The following is an 18,958-nucleotide window of genomic DNA, read 5'->3' as shown; positions in this document are numbered from 1 at the left end:
TTAGTCATAGATGCAGTAAACTTCTCTAGGCGTTTTAGACGCATCCTGAGCCTCCTTGTTGGGAATGGTTTTTAGTCAACGCATTCTTATCACAAGGAGGCTCTCTTTTTCACTGGGCATGACTCAGGCGATAAGTGCCGACCTTGACCGCTCAATAATTTATTTGAGCCGCATCGTGGGATCGCCAAGGAGTATCCAGGTTCTGCGAATATCGACATCGCTCACGGCTGATTTCGCTTTTAAAATAGCTTCGCCCAGGGTCAGCGCGTTGCTCTGTATTTTTCCGGTTGTAAACAATAACTGATAGAGTTGTTGGTTCATCACCGATTGTTGCGCGAGCGTCGTCAAACCGGTTGAAGTCCACACGGCAATGGCTCCTCCGTGTTGCGCTTTCATCAATGATTCCGCCAGCGAATCGGTTGTCGGGTCATGAAAGTAACCATTCAAACAGGTCATCATTATAAACAGCGGCAACTTCTCTGAGTTCGTCAAGCCTCGCGCCTCTGCGCTGGTCAGCAAACTGCCGTTCCAGGCATTCATTGAACCGTGTCCGGTGTAATTGATGACCTTCTGCCCACGGGCTATCGCATCCCTTAACAGGTTCTTTGCAGTTGCGGCATCCAGTTGTCCTCGATTGAGCTGTTCGACCCGCAGACTTGCGGGAATCAATGCTCGCAATTCGGTGGCTGCCCTTTCAAAATCGAAGCCGTTGTTGACATCCGCCACCAGCAACATTGAGGCGATGGGGTTGGCGTTTTCATAGTTGATAATTTTTTTCACCATTGCCGCGGCTTCTTCAGGCGTTCGCGCCGGCAACCGTCCGATAGCCAATTCAGCGATGCCATCACCATCAAAATCTGCCAGCCAGTCGTCGGAAGCGGTTTCCATCATCTGTGTGTCTAGCAGTTTCGTCAGGACAATATCCCAGTCACCCAACCCCAGATAATTCCTGGCATCGTAACTCGCATCGCCAACCAGCAACAGGTATCGCGGCTTGATCTTCCAGCTTGATTTGGCAACTTTAAGAAAATCTTTCAGCGCCTGCGGTGACTTATTGCCAAAGTTGAATTCATCATAGAGGTCTTCAACATCCGCCAGTTCTACTTTCAACCCTTGCGCGCTGCGAAGAGTTCGCAACGGTTCGATAGCCGAAAAGAAATTTCCCGGCGCAATAATCAAGAGGTCTGCCGCGTGTGTGCCTGACCGCCATCTTGACGGTTGATTGGCAGCAATTTTCGCAGGTTTACTCGCCAACTCATTCGCTATCGCGAGCAATCTTCTCTCCCCTGCGCCGGGCGCGGCAACACGAACCGCATAGCCTTCAGCCTGCGCTTCAACCTTTCCGCTGATTTCCTGCGGCGCGTTCGGGTCAGTCACATCAAGTAGGCGAATCGCGCCGCTGGTGAATCCGTTTATCGTCACTTCCTGATTTGCGGCGGCGGTAAATTGCAGCGCGTTTTGGTCCGCCATGAAATCGTGCCAGTAGCTCAATCTGATGTAATCAACCAGGCTGATGTCCGTCAGACCGGCTTGCGCGATGAATCTCACTTGATTGTCACCTTCTTTTAAAAGCGATTGCGCAATCGTGAATTTTGAAATCGCTTTCGCCTGTCCATCGAATGATATTTCACCGGCAAATGCGCCGTTGAGATAGACCCATACTTTATGCGCCAATGTGGTGACGCCTTGCAGCGCAACTTCGAGGGTCGCTTCACCGCTTGCGGCTTGCTCGACATTTTGCAGCGTGAGTGATTGCTCTACAAATGACGAGGCAATCACCTGCCCGAAGAAATTGTCCTCCTCGCCATTGCGTAGCGCCGCAAAATAAATCGCCCGGTCACGGCGTTCAACCGTGTAGAGAAAACTTTGCGCGATTGTCGGATAACCGGCGCTTTTCACTTGCGCGATGCGAAGCCCCGGTTGCGCGCCTGCAACCAGCCAGTAAACCCGCTGGTCGGTGTAAACGGTATTTAATCCGCTGCCATAAAATTCTATGGCAGACAACCGTCCCTCTTTATCGTTGACGACATTGATGGGAATTTGCCGCCCGTCGGCATAGAGTTGCAGGTAGCGCGCATCGGCTTTCAGCTCAAATCCGGCTGCGGCAAGCTCTGCGGCGGTTACGCGGTAAAAGCCTTCCCGCTTCACCCACAATTTCACTGCGGCTTGTTGCGAAAGGTTGGATTGCCACGTGAGTTGTTCGGGCTTGCTCAACTGCGGCAAAGTTGCCCGCTCAACCGGCAACGTCAATCCGGTTTGTGAATCGCCTGCGCGACCAAGCATCGGTGAATCGCTGCGTGATGGCACTTTGCCACCGACATATTTCAAAGAGTAAGGTCCGTGCCAGGCGCTGCCGCCATTGAGGTCTATGTCTTCCAACCAGTAGCGCGTGTCCTGACAATCCGCAATCCCTGATTCGCAAGCTGTCGCGTCCCACCATGAATAAGCTTGTCCGGCTTGAATGGAAACCCCGGAACCGGCTACCAGAGCCGATCCTGCGACTAACCGTCGATTGACCAACTCGCGCCTGCCAGCGGTTTCCCGATAGAGATTGAAGCCGAGGTTATCGACTTCATAACCGGTCTGCCACTCCAGTAAAACCCCATCATCATATCCGGTTGCGCTAAATTGAGAGAGGGTTACGGCTGTCGCGCAGGTGACGCCCGAACAGGAAAGCGTCACGTCATATGCCCCGGTAGCTGTGAGTGTCAGGTCGCGTATGAGAATGGTATAGGTGCCGGTTGATGACAAGGTAAGGTTCGCGGTATTTGAATTGCACCCGCCAAATCCATTGATGGCGACAAGTCCGCCCAAAGGATTGTACAACTCGATGCGGGCGCATTGCGTGCCTGAGGTGGCAACCGCGGCAATTTGCACTGAACCGCCTGCCGCCCCACAAAATGTATAAGTATCCTGCTCGGCGGTTGCTGCAATGTTACCGCTTTTGGTTTCTGCGCAATCAATCGGAGCGGCACATTTTCCGGTGGTGAATTGGAGATTGATATTGTAGTTACCGGTGCGATTCAAATTCACATCGCGCACCACAATCGTATAGGTGCCGCTCATCGGCAACACCACGCTGCCGGTATTCGAGTTGCACCCGCCGAACAGATTCACCGCTATCGAAGTGCCCGCAGGATTGAACAACTCGATGCGCGGGCAATGCGTCCCCGATGTCGCAATCGCCGCGATGTTGACCGCTTCGCCCTGATTGCCGCTGAAAGTGTAAGCGTCCTGCTCAACAATTGCATCAAGGCTGGCGCTGATGGTCTGCCCGCAGGCTATCGCCGTCGCACATCTGCCGGTGGTGAATTGCACACTGAGGTTGTAACTGCCCGTCCCAACGAAACTCACATCCCGGATTATGATCGTGTACGTGCCATTCGCGGGCAAAATCAAACTATCGGTAGTTGAGTTGCAGCCGCCATAAAGATTGATGGCAATGAGCGCGCCTGACGGATTATATAATTCTATTTGCGCGCACAACTGCCCTGCGGAAGCTACGGCAACGATGTTGATGGTTTCGCCTTGATTGCCATTGAATGAATAAGCATCCTGCTCGGCGGTGGCTCCGATATTGGCGGTGATTGTTTGACCACATCCCATCGGCGTCGCGCAACGTCCGGTGGTGAATTGGAGATTGATATTGTAGTTACCGGTGCGATTCAAATTCACATCGCGCACCACAATCGTATAGGTGCCGCTCATCGGCAACACCACGCTGCCGGTATTCGAGTTGCACCCGCCGAACAGATTCACCGCTATCGAAGTGCCCGCAGGATTGAACAACTCGATGCGCGGGCAATGCGTCCCCGATGTCGCAATCGCCGCGATGTTGACCGCTTCGCCCTGATTGCCGCTGAAAGTGTAAGCGTCCTGCTCAACAATTGCATCAAGGCTGGCGCTGATGGTCTGCCCGCAGGCTATCGCCGTCGCACATCTGCCGGTGGTGAATTGCACACTGAGGTTGTAACTGCCCGTCCCAACGAAACTCACATCCCGGATTATGATCGTGTACGTGCCATTCGCGGGCAGCACCACACTGCCGGTGCTCGAATTGCAACCGCCGAATAAATTCACCGCCAGCGCCGTACCTGCGGGGTCGTAGAGTTCAATGCGAGCGCATAAATTGCCGGATGCGGCAAGGGCTACGATATTGACCGCTTCGCCTTGATTGCCGCTGAAGCTATAAGCATCCTGTTCGACAATTGCATCGATGCTGCCGCCAACAGTTTGCCCGCAGGTGATGGCAGCCGCACAACTGCCGGTGGTGAATTGCAAATTGATATTGTAATTACCGGTGCGCGTGGAATTCATATCGCGGATGAGAATCGTATAGGTGCCGGTCGCTGGCAACACCACACTGCCGGTATTCAGGTTGCAAATGCCAAATAGATTCACCGCAATGGCAGTGCTTGAGGGGTCGTAGAGTTCGATGCGCACGCACAAATCGCCCGATGTGGCAATCGCCGCGATGTTGACCGCTTCACCTTGATTGCCACTGAAGGTGTACAAATCCTGCTCACCGCTTGCGCTAATCGATGCCGAAATGGTTTGCCCGCAGGCAATCGTCTGAAGAGAAGTTGGAGTTGTAAGGCTTTGGAAAAATTCTGACGTGTGATTAAACAGCGTAGACTTGAAGAAGTGGGCATCGTTGATTTCCGCTTGCCTGAACCCTCGCAAAGACGAGGGGCGGTTGCGCCGGGAGTTGCTGAGGTCATCTGTGTGGTTTGTGATTGAACCTTGCGAATTCATGGTGACTGATGAATGCGATGCCGGGAATACGGGACTGCTCATTGCCTCGCCTGCAACCGAGGCGATGACCACCATAGACGCACCCAACACGATGAAGGAGACCAGGACGGCAATACGAGTCTTTTTCATGGCAACTCTGCCTTTCACGCTAATGAACCATTGAGAGGGGTATTAATAGAGGGGCTTAACCTTACATCCTGCTACTTTGCCGAATGTGGCATGACGATAAATCAACTTGCGCGCCCAATACAAAGCGAAATTGAGAGGCAAGCGATTGGGGCAGTCGATTTGAGGCAAAAGCCGATTAATCCAAGCCTGTCGTGAATATTTTGTCTTTTGTTGGAGCTAAGAAAGACACCGGACAATTAACCCTGCTCGACCTTTGTATCAACCCTGCGTTGGACAAACACCGCTGCCAGCAACAACCCGATTCCGGCGGCGCGCAATAAACTGCTGAGCAAATTAACCATGAATAAAATCAAACTCATCTTACTATAATCCCATCCCCGTTCAACCCGAACATAATTGAGATACTGAAAGATGAATGGAAAAATTATCGAGGTCAGCAAAAGCAGGCTGGTCGCAATCAACGTCAGACGGCAAGCCGCGCGATAACGCCGCCAGAACACCATAGCCAAAATCATCCCAATCAAATAGGCAAGCAGAATTGGTAATTGCCCTGCAAGCTGGGTAATTGATGGCAGGATAATTTTATCCATTTCACTCTCCTAAACAATCAGGATAGCCACCTAGCGAACCGAGGCTGTACCAAAGAGAAGCGCGCTTCCCGATTTCGACAGAGGGGGATTCAACTTTTTTGTGCCTGCGATTGTCAGTGATGCCGGTGATTTCCGAATAGTAATTGCAATACCACTTAAACGACAACCCTGAATCTACACTTTTCCCACTTACCCTTGCCGCCCGTCTTTTATCCGTTTTAACGAAATGGTTGGTGACGCATGATTCATGACCGCTTTCAGGATGGCGACAAACCAGGGATTTTGCCGGTTGCTAGACTTTCGCAAGTTGCCGGTTGTACAATTCGCCTCGCTCATTCATCTGCAATCATCTTACGAATCCAAAATCTAAGGAGGCTTCTCTCATGCGCTTTCTCACGAATCGCCAAACCAGAGCCATCGGGCTGGCGCTGTTGATTTTTGCCTTGGTCGCTGCAAACTCGCAGGTATTTGCGACAAATCCGCCGACTAAAACCGCATCGGCAAATGCTGCGCGGCTGAAACAGCTTGCTCAGGGCATTACGATTTATCGCGACACCTATGGCGTGCCGCACGTCTATGCGGCAACCGATACGAGTTGTATTTTCGGCTACATTTACGCCCAAGCCGAAGATAATTTCTGGCAAATCGAAGACAACTATATTCGCTCACTCGGTCGCGCCGCTGAAGTGTATGGCGAAAGCAAACTGCCCGACGATTTGATGAATCACGCGCTGGAAATCGTCAAACTGGCAAAAGAGGAATATGCGCGTTCCAGCCCGAAAGCCAAGGCGGTAGCGCAGGCGATGACCGATGGCTTGAATTATTTCCTGGCGACCAATCCGCAAGTCAAACCGCGACTCATCAGCGAATTTGAACCGTGGATGGGCTTTGCCTTCAATCGCTACGCGCTCTATCAACAATTCATTTTCGGAAAATCGGGACTGCGCGCTGATGAAATTAAAACCGCCGTACGCAATGCCGAAACCGATGCGCCGATGACCTCTTCGGGTTCGACAGGCGAACTGAGCCTTGCCGCAGATGAAGAAGCCAGCCAGCTTGAACCAATGATTGGCTCGAATATGTGGGCGATTACGCCCGCCAAAAGCGCCACCGGCAACGCCATGCTGTTCATCAATCCGCATCAACCATTTTTTGGCGTCGGGCAGTGGTACGAAGGTCACGTGCATAGCGCGACGGGTTGGAATATGAGCGGCGCTTCGTTTTACGGTTCGGGATTCCCGACCATCGGGCATAACGACACGCTCGGTTGGAGCCACACGGTCAACGACCCGGATATTGCCGATGTCTACGCCGAAAAATTCGATGATGCGAAAAACCCTTTGAATTATCGTTATGGTGACGGTTACAAAACCGCTAGCGAATGGACGGACACCATCAAAATTAAAAACGGCGATGCCCTCGTCAGCAAATCATTCAAGTTTCGCAAAACTCATCACGGGCCGATTGTTGCCGTGCGCAATGGCGTGCCGATGGCGTTGAAGATGTCGCGCTTCGTTGAAGGCGGCATGGTCGAGCAATGGTTCGATATGGGTCATGCGCGAACCGTTGATGAATTCAAAAAAATCATGTCGCGTTGTCACGTGCCGATGTTCAACGCCGTGGCAGCCGATAGCCGTGGCAATATCTTTTATGTCTACAATGGCGCGGTTCCGCGTCGCGCGCAAAAATTCGACTGGAAAAAACCGGTTGACGGCAGCAACCCCGAAACCGAATGGCAGGGCTTTCATAGCTTCGACGAATTGCCGCAGATGCTGAACCCGCGCACTGGCTTCGTGCAGAATTGCAATCAGACGCCGTTTACCACCACCACCGAAGGCAACCCCGAAACCGTGCGTTTTCCCGAATACATGACCCGCGAACAGGACAATGGACGGGCGCGCATTTCGCGCCGCATTTTATCGAAGACCGAAAAATTCACTTTTGAGAATTGGGCGAAAGCCGGTTGGGATACTTACATCATCGAATCGGAAACCCACATTCCCGACCTGATTGCCGATTGGGAAAAATTGAAGGGTACGGATAGCGCCCGCGCTACAAAGTTAAATGATGCGATTGCCGAATTGAAATCGTGGAATCACGTGAGCACCGTCGATTCAAAAGCCATGACGGTGTTTGCCAACTGGTTTTATAAAAACGCCAACTATCGCGGCAGCCGCGATGAATGGACGCGGATTAAATTGTTGGAAGACACCTTGAAAGAACTCGAAGCCAACTGGGGAACCTGGCAGGTGGCTTGGGGTGACATCAATCGTTTGCAGAAGATTCAATCGGGCGGCGAGTTGGAAAAATTCAGTGACGGGAAAAAGAGTTTGCCGGTTGAAGGCGCGCCGGGTTGGCTTGGCGTAGTGAATAATTTCTATGCGCGACCCGAAGCGGGCAATAAACGCAACTATGGCGTAGCCGGTACTTCGTTTGTCGGTGTGGTTGAATTCGCGCCGAAGGTGCAGGCGCGAACGACGCTGGTGATGAGCCAGAGCGCCGACCCCAATTCGCCAAACTATTTCGACCAGTGTGAACTCTATGCCAAACGCGAATTCAAACCCGCGTGGTTTACCTTGGAAGAGATTAAAGCGAACGCGAAGCGCATCTATCGCCCCGGCGAAAAAGCCGCGATGAAAAAAGGCGCATAAGGTTAGACTTGCAGAATAAAACGGTGAAGGGTTGAATTGATTGGTTTCTTTACCGTTTTTTCTGTCGCCTTCATAAAAAACCCGCACCCTGAGATGCAAAATGGGGTAAGCAAAATTCAGGTATAGTGATAACTTGCGCGATTTTTTCAGATCGCCAATAACTTGCGCTATCTTTTCAGGCATCTTTAAAGGAGAACCTTCATGCTCAATCGAATTGCCTTTGCATCGCTTTCTTTAATTTTCATCATCAGCATTAGCTTGGCGCAAAGTTCGCAAACCCAAAATGCCGCGCCCGATATTACAGGTCAATGGACGGGCGTGTGGTCGGCTTATAATCCATCGAAAGGCAGCGGGTCGGAAAAAGAGTTATGCAAAAAATTGACCTGCACCATCACCAATAAAGACGGCGTATGGGAAGCCACCTTTGAAGGCGATTGCGGACGCCCTTATAAATATCAAATCAAAATGGAAGGGCGACAAATCGGCAAAGTCGTTTTATTCAAAGGCACCACAGACCTCGGCGCACAAGACGGCGGCATTTATGATTGGATTGGTCGCGCCAATGACAAAGAGTTCGTCGGCTTTTTCACCAACGCTTTCGTGACCGGCACGTTCAATCTCACTCGCGAGAAAAAATAGATCGTTTCAGGCGCTAACGGCTTTTCAGTTCGTTACCGGAAAACACCCGGATGGATTTAATTGGCGGGTGAATACATCCTGCGAAGGCAAAGATATTAAACAGGCAACTTCTCAACCGAATCCATCGGATGGAATTCCGCGCTTTGCGTTTCTTAACTCGAAGTATAAAATGAGTTTTTGGTGATACATTCGAGCTTCAATTAATCTTTGCCAACATTCATAACGGTCAGTATCACAGTCTAATGGCGTTTCCCCTAATGTGTTTCATCAGACCCGAACACACGCCTGATTTCATTTGCAGGTTCGGTTAATGAAAAAAGGAAATCCAGGGCAAACCTTCCAGCATCAACCTCCCCATCCCAATGACGAGTTGCGCTTACAAAATGTTGTTCCGCAAATCGACTGGCGGATGATGCGCGACACCGATCATTTCGTACAGTTTTACGAATCCGACCGGTTCTTGTTGAATTCGCTGAGCGGTTTCATCAGCGCCGGAATCAATGCCGATGAAAGCTGTATCATCATCACCAATAAAAACCGGCTTGATGCCTTGGAAGAAACCCTGAAAGCCACCGGATATGATTTAAAAAGTCTGATGGCAAGTGGTCGCTATTTCCCTGTCGATGTGGTTGAGGCGCTTTCAGGATTTATGGTGAATGGCGCGCCCGACCCCCTTCGCTTTACTGAAATTTTCGGAAGCTTGATAACAAAAGCCTCAACCGGTAACCGCCACGCGCGGGTCTTTGGCGATATGGTCGCGACCTTGTGTAATGAAGGCAATCATCCGGCGGCGTTGGCTCTGGAGGCGCTCTGGAACAATTTGCGAAATGCCCAGACGTTTACGCTGTTTTGCGCCTATCCGCTTAGCGGCTTTGGTCATGACCTGCTAGGCGAATCGCTTATGCGAATTTGTGGCGAACATTCCCTGATCATTCCGGCGGAAAGTTACAGCACCCTGCCCGATCATCAGGAGCGATTGCTTTCAATTATTCAACTACAGCAAAAAGCCCTCTCGCTCACTGCCGAAACCGCCCAGCGTCAAGCCATCGAAAAACGGCTCCATGCCACAGAGAACCGTTTTCGCAAATTTTTTGAAATGTCACAGGAGGGCAAGGTCTTTGTCGAGGCGCAAACCGGAAAAATCCTCGATGCCAACCCGTTTTTCAGCAACCTGATGGGGCTTTCGCGAGAGGAGTTAATCGGCAAAACCTTGTGGGCAATCGGCATCATCGATAATCCCGATGCCTATAACCATCTGCTCTTTGAAGTGTCGAAAAACCGTACCGCTCATTATGAGTATTCGCTCATTTCACCCGGAGATAAAAGCCGTTTGGAGTTGGAGATTTTCAGCAGTTTTTTTGAAACGGACAATCCGCGCGTCCTGCAATTCACCATCCACGACATCACCAGACAACAACAGGTCGAAAACCTCAGTTCCCATCTGGCTGCCATTGTCGAATCGTCGGATGATGCGATTATCAGTAAAACCCTTGACGGCATCATCCTTTCCTGGAATCAAAGCGCCGTCAGAATATTCGGCTATACCGCCGAAGAAGTCATCGGCAAACCCATCAGTATGTTGATTCCCCCGGATCGAATCGATGAAGAGCCAGCTATCCTTGAACGCATCAAACGCGAAGAACGCATTGACCATTATGAAACCGTGCGAATCCGCAAAGATGGACGACTCATCAATATCTCGCTTACGGTTTCCCCCGTAAAAGACCGCCGTGGCAAAATCATCGCCGCTTCAAAAATCGCCCGTGATATAACGGCGCGCAAACAGGCTGAAGAGACCATCGGCTTATTGATGCGCATCAGCGAAAAATTGAATTCGACACTGGAGATTAATTCCCTGCTTGAGGTGCTGGTGGTTGAAGCCGCCAAACTGGTGCGCGCCGAAAGCGGCGTGGCAGGACTCTATACACCCGCCGGGCTGACCTGTCAGAAATATTTTCATCAAGGTCAATGGGTGGCGCTTGAATATTGCTGGCCCGCGATGCATGGGTTGCCGGGTTGGCTCATCGTTCATAAAAAGCCTTATCTGACCAATGATGCATTGAATGACCTGCAAATTATTCGCGAGTTGTGCGTGCGCTTTGATGTGCGCCAGGCAATCTCTGCGCCGATTATGAATGCGCACAAAGAGATTCTGGGATTTTTTGAAATTCATAATAAACGCGATGGTTCGGAATTTACCGAAAGCGACCTGCAACAGTTGATGGCGGTGGCGCAATCGGCAGCCGTTGCCATTCAAAATGCCCTTGCTTACGGAGAAATTCAACGCGCCGAAGAACAACGCCGCACGGCTTTAGCGCGTGAACAGGAAGCGCGCATCCGCGCCGAAGAGGCAAGCCAGTTGAAGGATGTGTTTCTGGCTACGGTTTCTCATGAACTGCGAACGCCGCTCAATGCCATCATCGGCTGGACGCATATGCTGCGCAACGACCGGTTGAATGAAGCGGGGAAAACCAGGGCGCTGGAGACCATCGAACGCAATGCCTGGGCGCAGGCGCGACTGGTTGAAGACATACTGGATGTTTCGCGCATCATCACCGGTAAACTGCGTTTGAATATCGGGGCGGTTGATTTGGCAACGGTGATCAATGAAGCGATTGATGCAGTGCAACTGGCTGCCGATTCCAAAGGCATTCAACTCGAAGTCCGCATCAGCCCACAGGCGCGACATCTTTCAGGAGATGCCAGTCGTTTGCAACAGGTCATTTGGAATCTGCTTTCCAACGCTATTAAATTTACCCCTGCGGGCGGGCGCGTCGAAGTCTGTTTAGACCGCATCGGCTCTGAAATTCAAATTACCGTGAGCGATAGCGGTCAAGGTATCCAGCCGGATTTTCTGCCCTTTATCTTTGACCGCTTTCGCCAATCCGATGGCACCAGTACGCGCGCCCATGGCGGACTGGGACTGGGCTTGGCAATTGTCCGCCATCTCATCGAAATTCACGGCGGCACGGTTCGGGCAGATAGCGCCGGAGAAGGACAAGGGGCGACATTTACCATCAAACTCCCGGCAAGCAGTCAGGAACGTCCAAGCAGTTCAAAGCGCAATTCCGGCAGTTATATGGTCTATCAAGAACTCCCATCTGCCCCCAATGCTTATCCGTCAATCGCGCCGTTGAAAATCCTCTTGGTTGATGATGATGCCGATACCTTGCACCTGTTGAAAATTGTTTTAGCCGACCATGGCGCCAATGTACAAACCGCCAGTTCTGCCAGTGAAGCGCTGGAAATCCTCAAACATTTTCATCCCCATGTGGTGGTTTCCGATCTGGCAATGCCCGGCGAAGACGGTTATTCCCTGATTAATAAATTGCGAACCTCAGAAGATGAAAATCAACGCAAGGTTCCGGCGGTGGCTTTAACCGCCTATGTCCGTTTAGAAGATCGCCTGCGCGCGCTTTCTGCCGGTTTTAATATGTTTGTTCCCAAACCGGTTGAAGTCGGCGAATTAATCACGGCGATTACCAACCTCACCGAACCGCTCGAAATAACAGTCAGTTGACGGAGCGATTTTATTGAAAGGTTAAGCAATGCAGTGCTCAGATTGTGGCGGTTGTTATCCTTACTTTTTACGGCGCTCGCTTTAACCATGACCTCTGCGCACGTTTTGGAGTTGCCGCAAAAAATGCAGTATGACGCCGAGTTTTATGCTGCGGTCAATACCAGTCTGTATAAATACTTCGCCATCATCGGAGGAAGTTACGCGATTGGCGCGATACTGTCTTTGGGAATTCTAACGCTCATCTTACGCAACCATCGCCGCAGCTTTCGCTGGACACTGGCGGCATTCATGTTTTTTGTTTTGTGGTTTGTCAGTTGGTTAGCCATCGTTCAACCGGTCAACAATCAAATCGCTCAGGCGTTGCAATCTTCAGCCGATTCTGTGCCTGCGCTTTATATGACACTGCGCGAACGTTGGGAATATGGACATGCAATCGGTTTCGGACTGCAACTTCTGGGGTTGATGGCGCTCATCATTTCCGTCCTCAAAGATACCCCCGACCATGTGCGCTCTGATTATTATTGAAAGCGGGGTTTCAATCGCAAAAATAATCAGGCAACAAATCCAAAACCGATTTCGTAAGCCAACCTGAAACCAAACGGCATTGGGCTTTGCAGCCTATGCCGATAAACTTTTTCGACGCAAAATTCAATACTCAGGAGGCACCGATCATGCGGTCTTTAATTAAGCTGTTTTGTGTAGTGTTTTTTGTCACTGTCGCCATCGCCCAATCCCTTGAACCGCCTTTAAAAGACACTCGTCTGACGATTCACACGCTGGTTCGCGAGGATATTTTTTCAGGTTTTTTAGAAGATAATTTGCAACGCTTCACCAGAGGCGAAAAGAATATCGACTGGTTACTGGAAAATCGCCCGAAAGAAAAATCCAGCTTGTTGGCATGGAAAGGCGGCGCGACCCTGTATCGCGCGGTGCGGGCTTATGAGAATAAAAACCAGGCTGAATTTCAAAAGTTATACCATCAGTCGCTTGATTATTTTTCGCAAGCCAAAACGGGTAATGATGGCGGCGCATCGGCGGTAACCGGCGGGTCGTTCGTCGTCTTTGCTGACCGTTTGCCGAAAGAATTGCGCGCAGCGGCGTGGGAAGAGGCTTATGCGAATTTCGCTGTGCTCTGGAAACAACAAGCGGCTATCGTTGATAAATTGCCTGTACATATTCGCGGCGAATTGCTGGGCGGACTCGCGCAATCTGCCGCGCGCACGGGTCGCGCGGAAGAGTTGGCGATGTACCTCGATAAAATCGAAACCCTGATGGCGGGCACGCCTTATGCGCCGATTGCCAAACAATGGAAAGCCAATCCAAAAGCGGCTGCAAACGGCACCATCACCTGTTTAACCTGTCACGAAGGCGGACGACTTCAGGCGCGACTCACTTCGCTGAATGCGAAATGATTGTTTAACAACCATCCCAATCATTTTCATTTCATTGCGAAGCGGTCTCTCATCGCGAATTGTTAGAGCGCGATGAGAGACCGCTTCGCAACAGGGGGAGAAATATTTTTGCGAGGGATAGCGCCAACGGCATTCCCTGATTTGCAATCAACCGGTATTGCGAAGCCCTGCGGCGATGCCGTTAATGGTTGCGGCAAGCGCATAATTTAATTCGTCACTTACCTCACCGGCGCGTTTGCGCCTGAGCAAATCAATCTGAATCAAACTCATCGGGTCAACATAGGGATTGCGACGACGTATGGAACGCGCCAGCATTTCATTATTCTCAAATATGCGTTGTTGTCCGGTGATGCGCAAAACCGCGCTGCACGTCCGATGAAATTCCTCTTCAATCAAAGCAAAAACCGATTCGCGGATACGCGCGTCGCTCACCAGTTCGGCATACAACCGCGCGATGGTTAAATCGGCTTTCGCAAGTCCCATCTCGGTGTTGCCAATCAAATCCTGAAACAAAAAAAACTCGCGCATCATGCGCTTCAAAAAGTTTTCATGATCGTTTCCCTGCCCGACGAATCGCTCAAGCGCGAAACCTACACCAAACCACGCGGGCAACACATGGCGACTTTGCATCCAGCCGAAGACCCAGGGAATCGCCCGCAAATCTTCGATGCGATGACCGCCGCTGCGCCTTGCGGGGCGCGAACCGATTTTCGCCTGCTCGAATTCCAAGACCGGTGTCGCCTGCTCGAAATAGGCTAAAACTTCAGGATTTTCGACAATTTTTTCGCGATAAAACCGGAACGCATCCTGCGACAGGTTTTCCATCGCGGCTTCGCAATCGGCTTGCATCGCCGCATCGGTTTGCGGCTTGCGGGTGAGCACATCGAGCGACGCGGCAATCATAAGTTCCAGATTACGCTCGGCTAAAACCGCATCCGCATATTTCCAGTTCATCACTTCGCCCTGCTCTGTGATGCGCATCTGTCCTGTGAACGCGCCGTCGGGTTGTGAAGTAATGGCGCGATGCGTGGGTCCGCCGCCGCGCCCGACGGTTCCGCCACGCCCGTGAAAGAGCCGCAAGCGCACCTGGCATTCATCCGCCAACTGGTGCAATGCACGATGCGCTTTGTAAATTTCCCAGGCGCTGGTGAGCATCCCGCCGTCTTTATTGGAATCCGAATAACCGAGCATCACCTCCTGCTCGCGTCCCCAGCTATCGAGCAAACGGCTGTAATCTTTTCTTGTCCAGACAGTGCGACAAATCTCGACACAATTGCGCAGGTCTTCGATGGATTCAAATAGCGGCACCGGCATCAACCCTGGGTCGCCCGTTTCGGGACGCGCAGCAACGCTCACGCCATTCATTTCGGCAAGCCAGATGATTGACAAAATATCTTCGGCAGAACGTGTGCCGCTGATAACATACTGACCAATCGCTTGCGGCGGACAGGTGCGTTTCAACTCGGCGATTTGTCGCAAATCGTTCAATAGTTCAGCGGTTTCCGGCGAAGGCAATTCAGGAAGCTCTGAGATTTGCCCGCTGATTTGCGCGCCGCGCGCAAGCTCAGCAAGCGCCTGCTCATGAATATTTGCGTGTTGCCGAATATCGAGGGTGTGCAGATAAAACCCGAAGGTTTCGATTTGTCTGAGCAGCGGGTCAATCAACCGACGCGCCAGACGTTCGCCTCGATGTTGGGCGAGACTTTCACGCACAACTTGTAAATCAGCCGCGAATGCATCGGCTGTTTGATAAGCCGCTTTTGCGGTTGCGTCTTCGATGACCAGTTGCAACCGTCGCAGAATGATTGCCAGGAACCGGCGATAGGTCTCATCCACAGCCTGAAAACCGAGATAACTGTCTCCGGCAAATTGCGCGGCGAGTTCAGCAGTTTTCTGTTGCAAATTTTCCGATGCAGTAACCTGACGGGTTGATAAACTGAGGCGCTGAATCAATTCTTTCACTGCCGCGATGTAATAATCGAGAATCGTTTGTCTCGCCATCGCCAGAGCGTCGCTGGTCGCCTGCGCGGTCACATACGGATTGCCATCGCGGTCGCCGCCAATCCACGACCCGAAAAACACCACCGACGGCAATTCATTCACGGCGATTTCACAACCGAAAACCTTTTGAAAATCTCCGGCAATCCCTTCATAAACTTTCGGCAAAGTCGCAATCAGACAACGACGGTAATAATCGAGTCCCATTTTGATTTCATCGCGCACTGTCGGTTTGCGGCGTCGCACTTCATCGGTTTGCCAGAGCGCCGTAATCTCTTCGGTAATCGCTTCTGCTGACGCCTGGGCTTCGCTTACGGTGAGCGGCAAACGGTCAAGATTTTCAAGATACGCGGCAATGCGCTGGCGTTTGAAAAGCACGGTGCGTCGCGCAACTTCCGTGGGATGCGCTGTAAACACGGGGATAATTTTAATCTCTTTCAAAGCCTGTAAAGCATCCGCTGCCGTCAATCCTCGGTCGCGCATTCTAAGCAATGTGCCGCGCAGGGTTCCGGGTTGTGGCGCGCGATGGCGCATCAATTCAGCGGCGCGACGCCGACGTTTGCGGTGATTGGTTTCGGCAAGGTTGGTGAGTTCAAAATAGATTGAGAAAGCTTTGGTCAGCCGATAAGCCTCAGCGATTGAAAGCTGCCTGATAAACTGTTGCGAAGTTTTCAAAGACAGGTCGAGGGATTGGTGATTTCCGCCGGTTGCCTGCAAATCGCGATGTTCGATGGCGAGCATTCGCAACCGCTCGACACGGTTAAACAATTCATCGCCGCCCTGCTCTTTTAAAACTTCGCCAAGCAAGCGTCCAAGCGAGCGCACATCGCGGCGAAGCGGCGCAATTTTTAACTCGGCATCATCGCTCGCCAGTTCAGCAAGCCTTGCCGATTGGTCTTTAACTTCCCAAAGCGCTTCTCTACTTTCCATCTTGCGTTCCATCGCTCAAACCTTCTCGTTAATACAATAGACCTTTTCGATGGTCGAAAAAAGCGCGGAAATGTAAGGCATATCAAAGCTTCAAAAATTTCCCAATAAAAAAATCGGCTGTCCATAACCTCAACCGCCTAACGATAGGTGCGATTGTTGTCATTCAGGTGTGGCGTTGCATTAAAACTGAAAAGCCGCAAATCTTCGCCGCTCTTGCGCATCACGGTCACGCTGCTATTGGCAATCACACCTAAAATTCTGAGCAGCTTTTCATCTGTCAGTTCAAGCGCATGACCGGTCATAATCGAAATCGGAGTCGCCGACGTAAACACCGCAATCGCCTGGTTCTCGTCGCCATCGGGAATGTTCGCCAGGCACGAAAGAATGCGCGAACGAAAAGCCTGCCACGATTCGCCTTCGACCGGATAGCGATTTTGCATCCACGAAATAATCACCTGGGCATCACAACGTCCGGCAGCGCCGCGCACGGCGTGCGGGTCACGCTTCAACATCTCCTGCATCTCCGCATAATCGCGGGCAAAGGATTCGCTCTCTTCAATCAGGCGTGAGACATACGAGGTATACACCGAAAGCAGGCTGAATTCATTCCATTGCGCATCAACCACAACATCTGTGGTCGCCAGCCCGGCTTTTACAATTTCATTGCTGACCAGTTCAGCGGTGCGTTGCTGGCGTTGCATCGCGCCGGAAATAATTTTAGAAAAAGCGATTCCCTGCTCGGCGAAATGTTTGCCTAACAGGGTTGCCTGTTGCTCACCGAGTTCGGAAAGCCGGTCGTAATTATCGCGCGAACCTGCCTGCGCGTGGCGTATGAAATAAATGTTGGACATAAAATTAGGATACAGGATTCAGGAGTCAGGAAAAGGAAAGTATGAAGTAGGAACGATGAACGATGAACAAGGTGAAATTCTTTTTGTTCATCGTTCATCGTTCCGCCTTCATCGTTACCCTGAATCCTGAATCCTTATTTAAAGTTTCGATTGTTTGGTCAGTTCAAGCGCGGCTCTCGCAAGTCCTTCGATGCGCGGGCCGAATGCCGCGAATCGTTCATCGTGGGTTTGCCCGCGCACATAACGAAAATAGATTTGTTGAACGACCACTGCGATTTTGAATATCGCGAAGATTTCATAAAAAGCGATGCGCGACACATCGCGCCCGGTGAGTTTGGCGTAAAGCTCGGTGATTTCGGCGCGGGTCATCCAGCCCTCTTGAACGGTGACCGGGCTGATGGCTTCGCGGCGGTCTTCCGGGTCGTCGCGCTCTGCCCAGTAACAAAGCAGGATGCCTAAATCAATGAGCGGGTCGCCGACCGTACACATTTCCCAATCCAAAACCGCGACGACTTTGGAAACGTCTTCGGGGTCGAGCATCACGTTGTCCAATTTCAAATCGTTATGCACGAGGGTCGCCGGTCGTCCCGCTTCGGGGTCTGGTTCGGGCGGCAATTTATCGAGCAACCATTCGACAACCGCATCGATTTCGGGAATCTCTTTGGTCTTGGCGCGATGCCAGCGTTCCGTCCAACCTTTCACTTGTCGTGTGACAAAGCCAACGGGTTTACCGATATTCACCAGTCCCGTCGCATAAATATCAACCGCGTGCAATCGCGCCATCGTTTGAATCATCGCTTCGCTGATTTGGCGAAGCGCAACCGGTTGCCCGTGCAATTCATCAGGCAAATCGCGGCGAATGACCAATCCGGCGCGGCGCTCCATCAAATAAAACGGCACACCGAGAATCGCGGTGTCTTCGCAAAGCAGATAAGGTTTCGGCGCGAGGTTGAAATGCGGATTGATGGCGGCAAGCAAGCGGTATTCGCGCGGCATATCGTGCGCAGTCGGCGCGACCGGACCAAACGGCGGGCGGCGCAAAACGAATTCGCGTCCGAACATGCTCACCCAGTAAGTTAAATTGGAATGCCCGCCGGGAAATTGTTGAACGCTTAGCCCTGCATCTGCGTCAAAGGTCTCGCCGGTTAATGCCTGTGGCAAATGTTCGCGCAAATAATTTTCCAACGCCTGATTATTTAACTCTTCGCCCTGTCGGATGGGCGCAGTATCTTTATCGGCAATGTGGCTCAAGATTTTCTCCCTCACGGAAGTGATGAGTAATGAGTGACAGAGATTTGAAAATATGAATAATGAGCAGAACAATCCATCGTTTTCCAACAGTTCATCGTTCTAACTCATCACTCATAACTCATAACTCATAACTCATCACTCATCACTCATCACTTCATTACTTATCACGCTATTGATAAACAAGCAGGCATATTAAGATGTTGAGCGATTGAAATTCAAGCATCCGGTTGAA

Annotated in this window: 10 protein-coding genes; 5 read left to right on the top strand and 5 right to left on the bottom strand. The window is 51.3% G+C overall.

Annotation, left to right across the window (positions count from 1 at the left end; translation table 11 throughout):
- Positions 1–159: 159 nt before the first annotated feature.
- On the bottom strand, positions 160–4,884 hold the full coding sequence (locus AB1757_26670) for a C25 family cysteine peptidase (protein ID MEW6130643.1): 4,725 nt from the start codon (positions 4,882–4,884) through the stop codon (positions 160–162).
- A 236-nt stretch (positions 4,885–5,120) separates the two neighbouring features.
- Positions 5,121–5,474, bottom strand: a complete 354-nt coding sequence (locus AB1757_26665; protein MEW6130642.1) for a hypothetical protein — start codon at positions 5,472–5,474, stop codon at positions 5,121–5,123.
- Between the two features lie 383 nt (positions 5,475–5,857).
- Between AB1757_26665 and AB1757_26660 the strand changes: the two genes are divergently transcribed.
- From AB1757_26660 to AB1757_26640, 5 genes are all read left to right on the top strand, one after another.
- The gene (locus tag AB1757_26660; protein ID MEW6130641.1) at positions 5,858–8,125 is read left to right on the top strand and encodes a penicillin acylase family protein; all 2,268 of its coding nucleotides are present in this window, start codon (positions 5,858–5,860) and stop codon (positions 8,123–8,125) included.
- A 201-nt stretch (positions 8,126–8,326) separates the two neighbouring features.
- Positions 8,327–8,764: a hypothetical protein gene (locus AB1757_26655; GenBank protein MEW6130640.1), complete on the top strand. Its 438-nt coding sequence runs from the start codon at positions 8,327–8,329 to the stop codon at positions 8,762–8,764.
- Between the two features lie 310 nt (positions 8,765–9,074).
- Positions 9,075–12,284 (top strand): PAS domain S-box protein, encoded by a 3,210-nt coding sequence (locus tag AB1757_26650; protein ID MEW6130639.1) that lies wholly within the window; start codon positions 9,075–9,077, stop codon positions 12,282–12,284.
- 33 nt (positions 12,285–12,317) lie between these two features.
- The gene (locus AB1757_26645; GenBank protein ID MEW6130638.1) at positions 12,318–12,809 is read left to right on the top strand and encodes a DUF1772 domain-containing protein; all 492 of its coding nucleotides are present in this window, start codon (positions 12,318–12,320) and stop codon (positions 12,807–12,809) included.
- 146 nt (positions 12,810–12,955) lie between these two features.
- The gene (locus AB1757_26640; protein MEW6130637.1) at positions 12,956–13,696 is read left to right on the top strand and encodes a hypothetical protein; all 741 of its coding nucleotides are present in this window, start codon (positions 12,956–12,958) and stop codon (positions 13,694–13,696) included.
- Positions 13,697–13,843: 147 nt separating this feature from the next.
- On the opposite strand, the gene ppc is transcribed toward AB1757_26640, so the two are convergent.
- From ppc to AB1757_26625, 3 genes are all read right to left on the bottom strand, one after another.
- Positions 13,844–16,624 carry a phosphoenolpyruvate carboxylase gene (ppc, locus tag AB1757_26635; protein MEW6130636.1) on the bottom strand — a complete coding sequence of 927 codons (2,781 nt, stop codon included), beginning with the start codon at positions 16,622–16,624 and terminating at the stop codon, positions 13,844–13,846.
- A 137-nt stretch (positions 16,625–16,761) separates the two neighbouring features.
- Positions 16,762–17,475, bottom strand: a complete 714-nt coding sequence (locus AB1757_26630; protein ID MEW6130635.1) for a histidine phosphatase family protein — start codon at positions 17,473–17,475, stop codon at positions 16,762–16,764.
- Positions 17,476–17,613: 138 nt separating this feature from the next.
- Complete coding sequence (locus AB1757_26625; GenBank protein MEW6130634.1) at positions 17,614–18,726, bottom strand: phosphotransferase family protein; 1,113 nt, start codon at positions 18,724–18,726, stop codon at positions 17,614–17,616.
- Positions 18,727–18,958: the final 232 nt, after the last annotated feature.

The organism is Acidobacteriota bacterium, assembly GCA_040754075.1.
GTDB lineage: Bacteria > Acidobacteriota > Blastocatellia > UBA7656 > UBA7656 > JBFMDH01.
The sequence above is the reverse complement of the archived record's forward strand: the minus strand, read 5'-3'. Positions and strand labels throughout refer to the sequence as shown.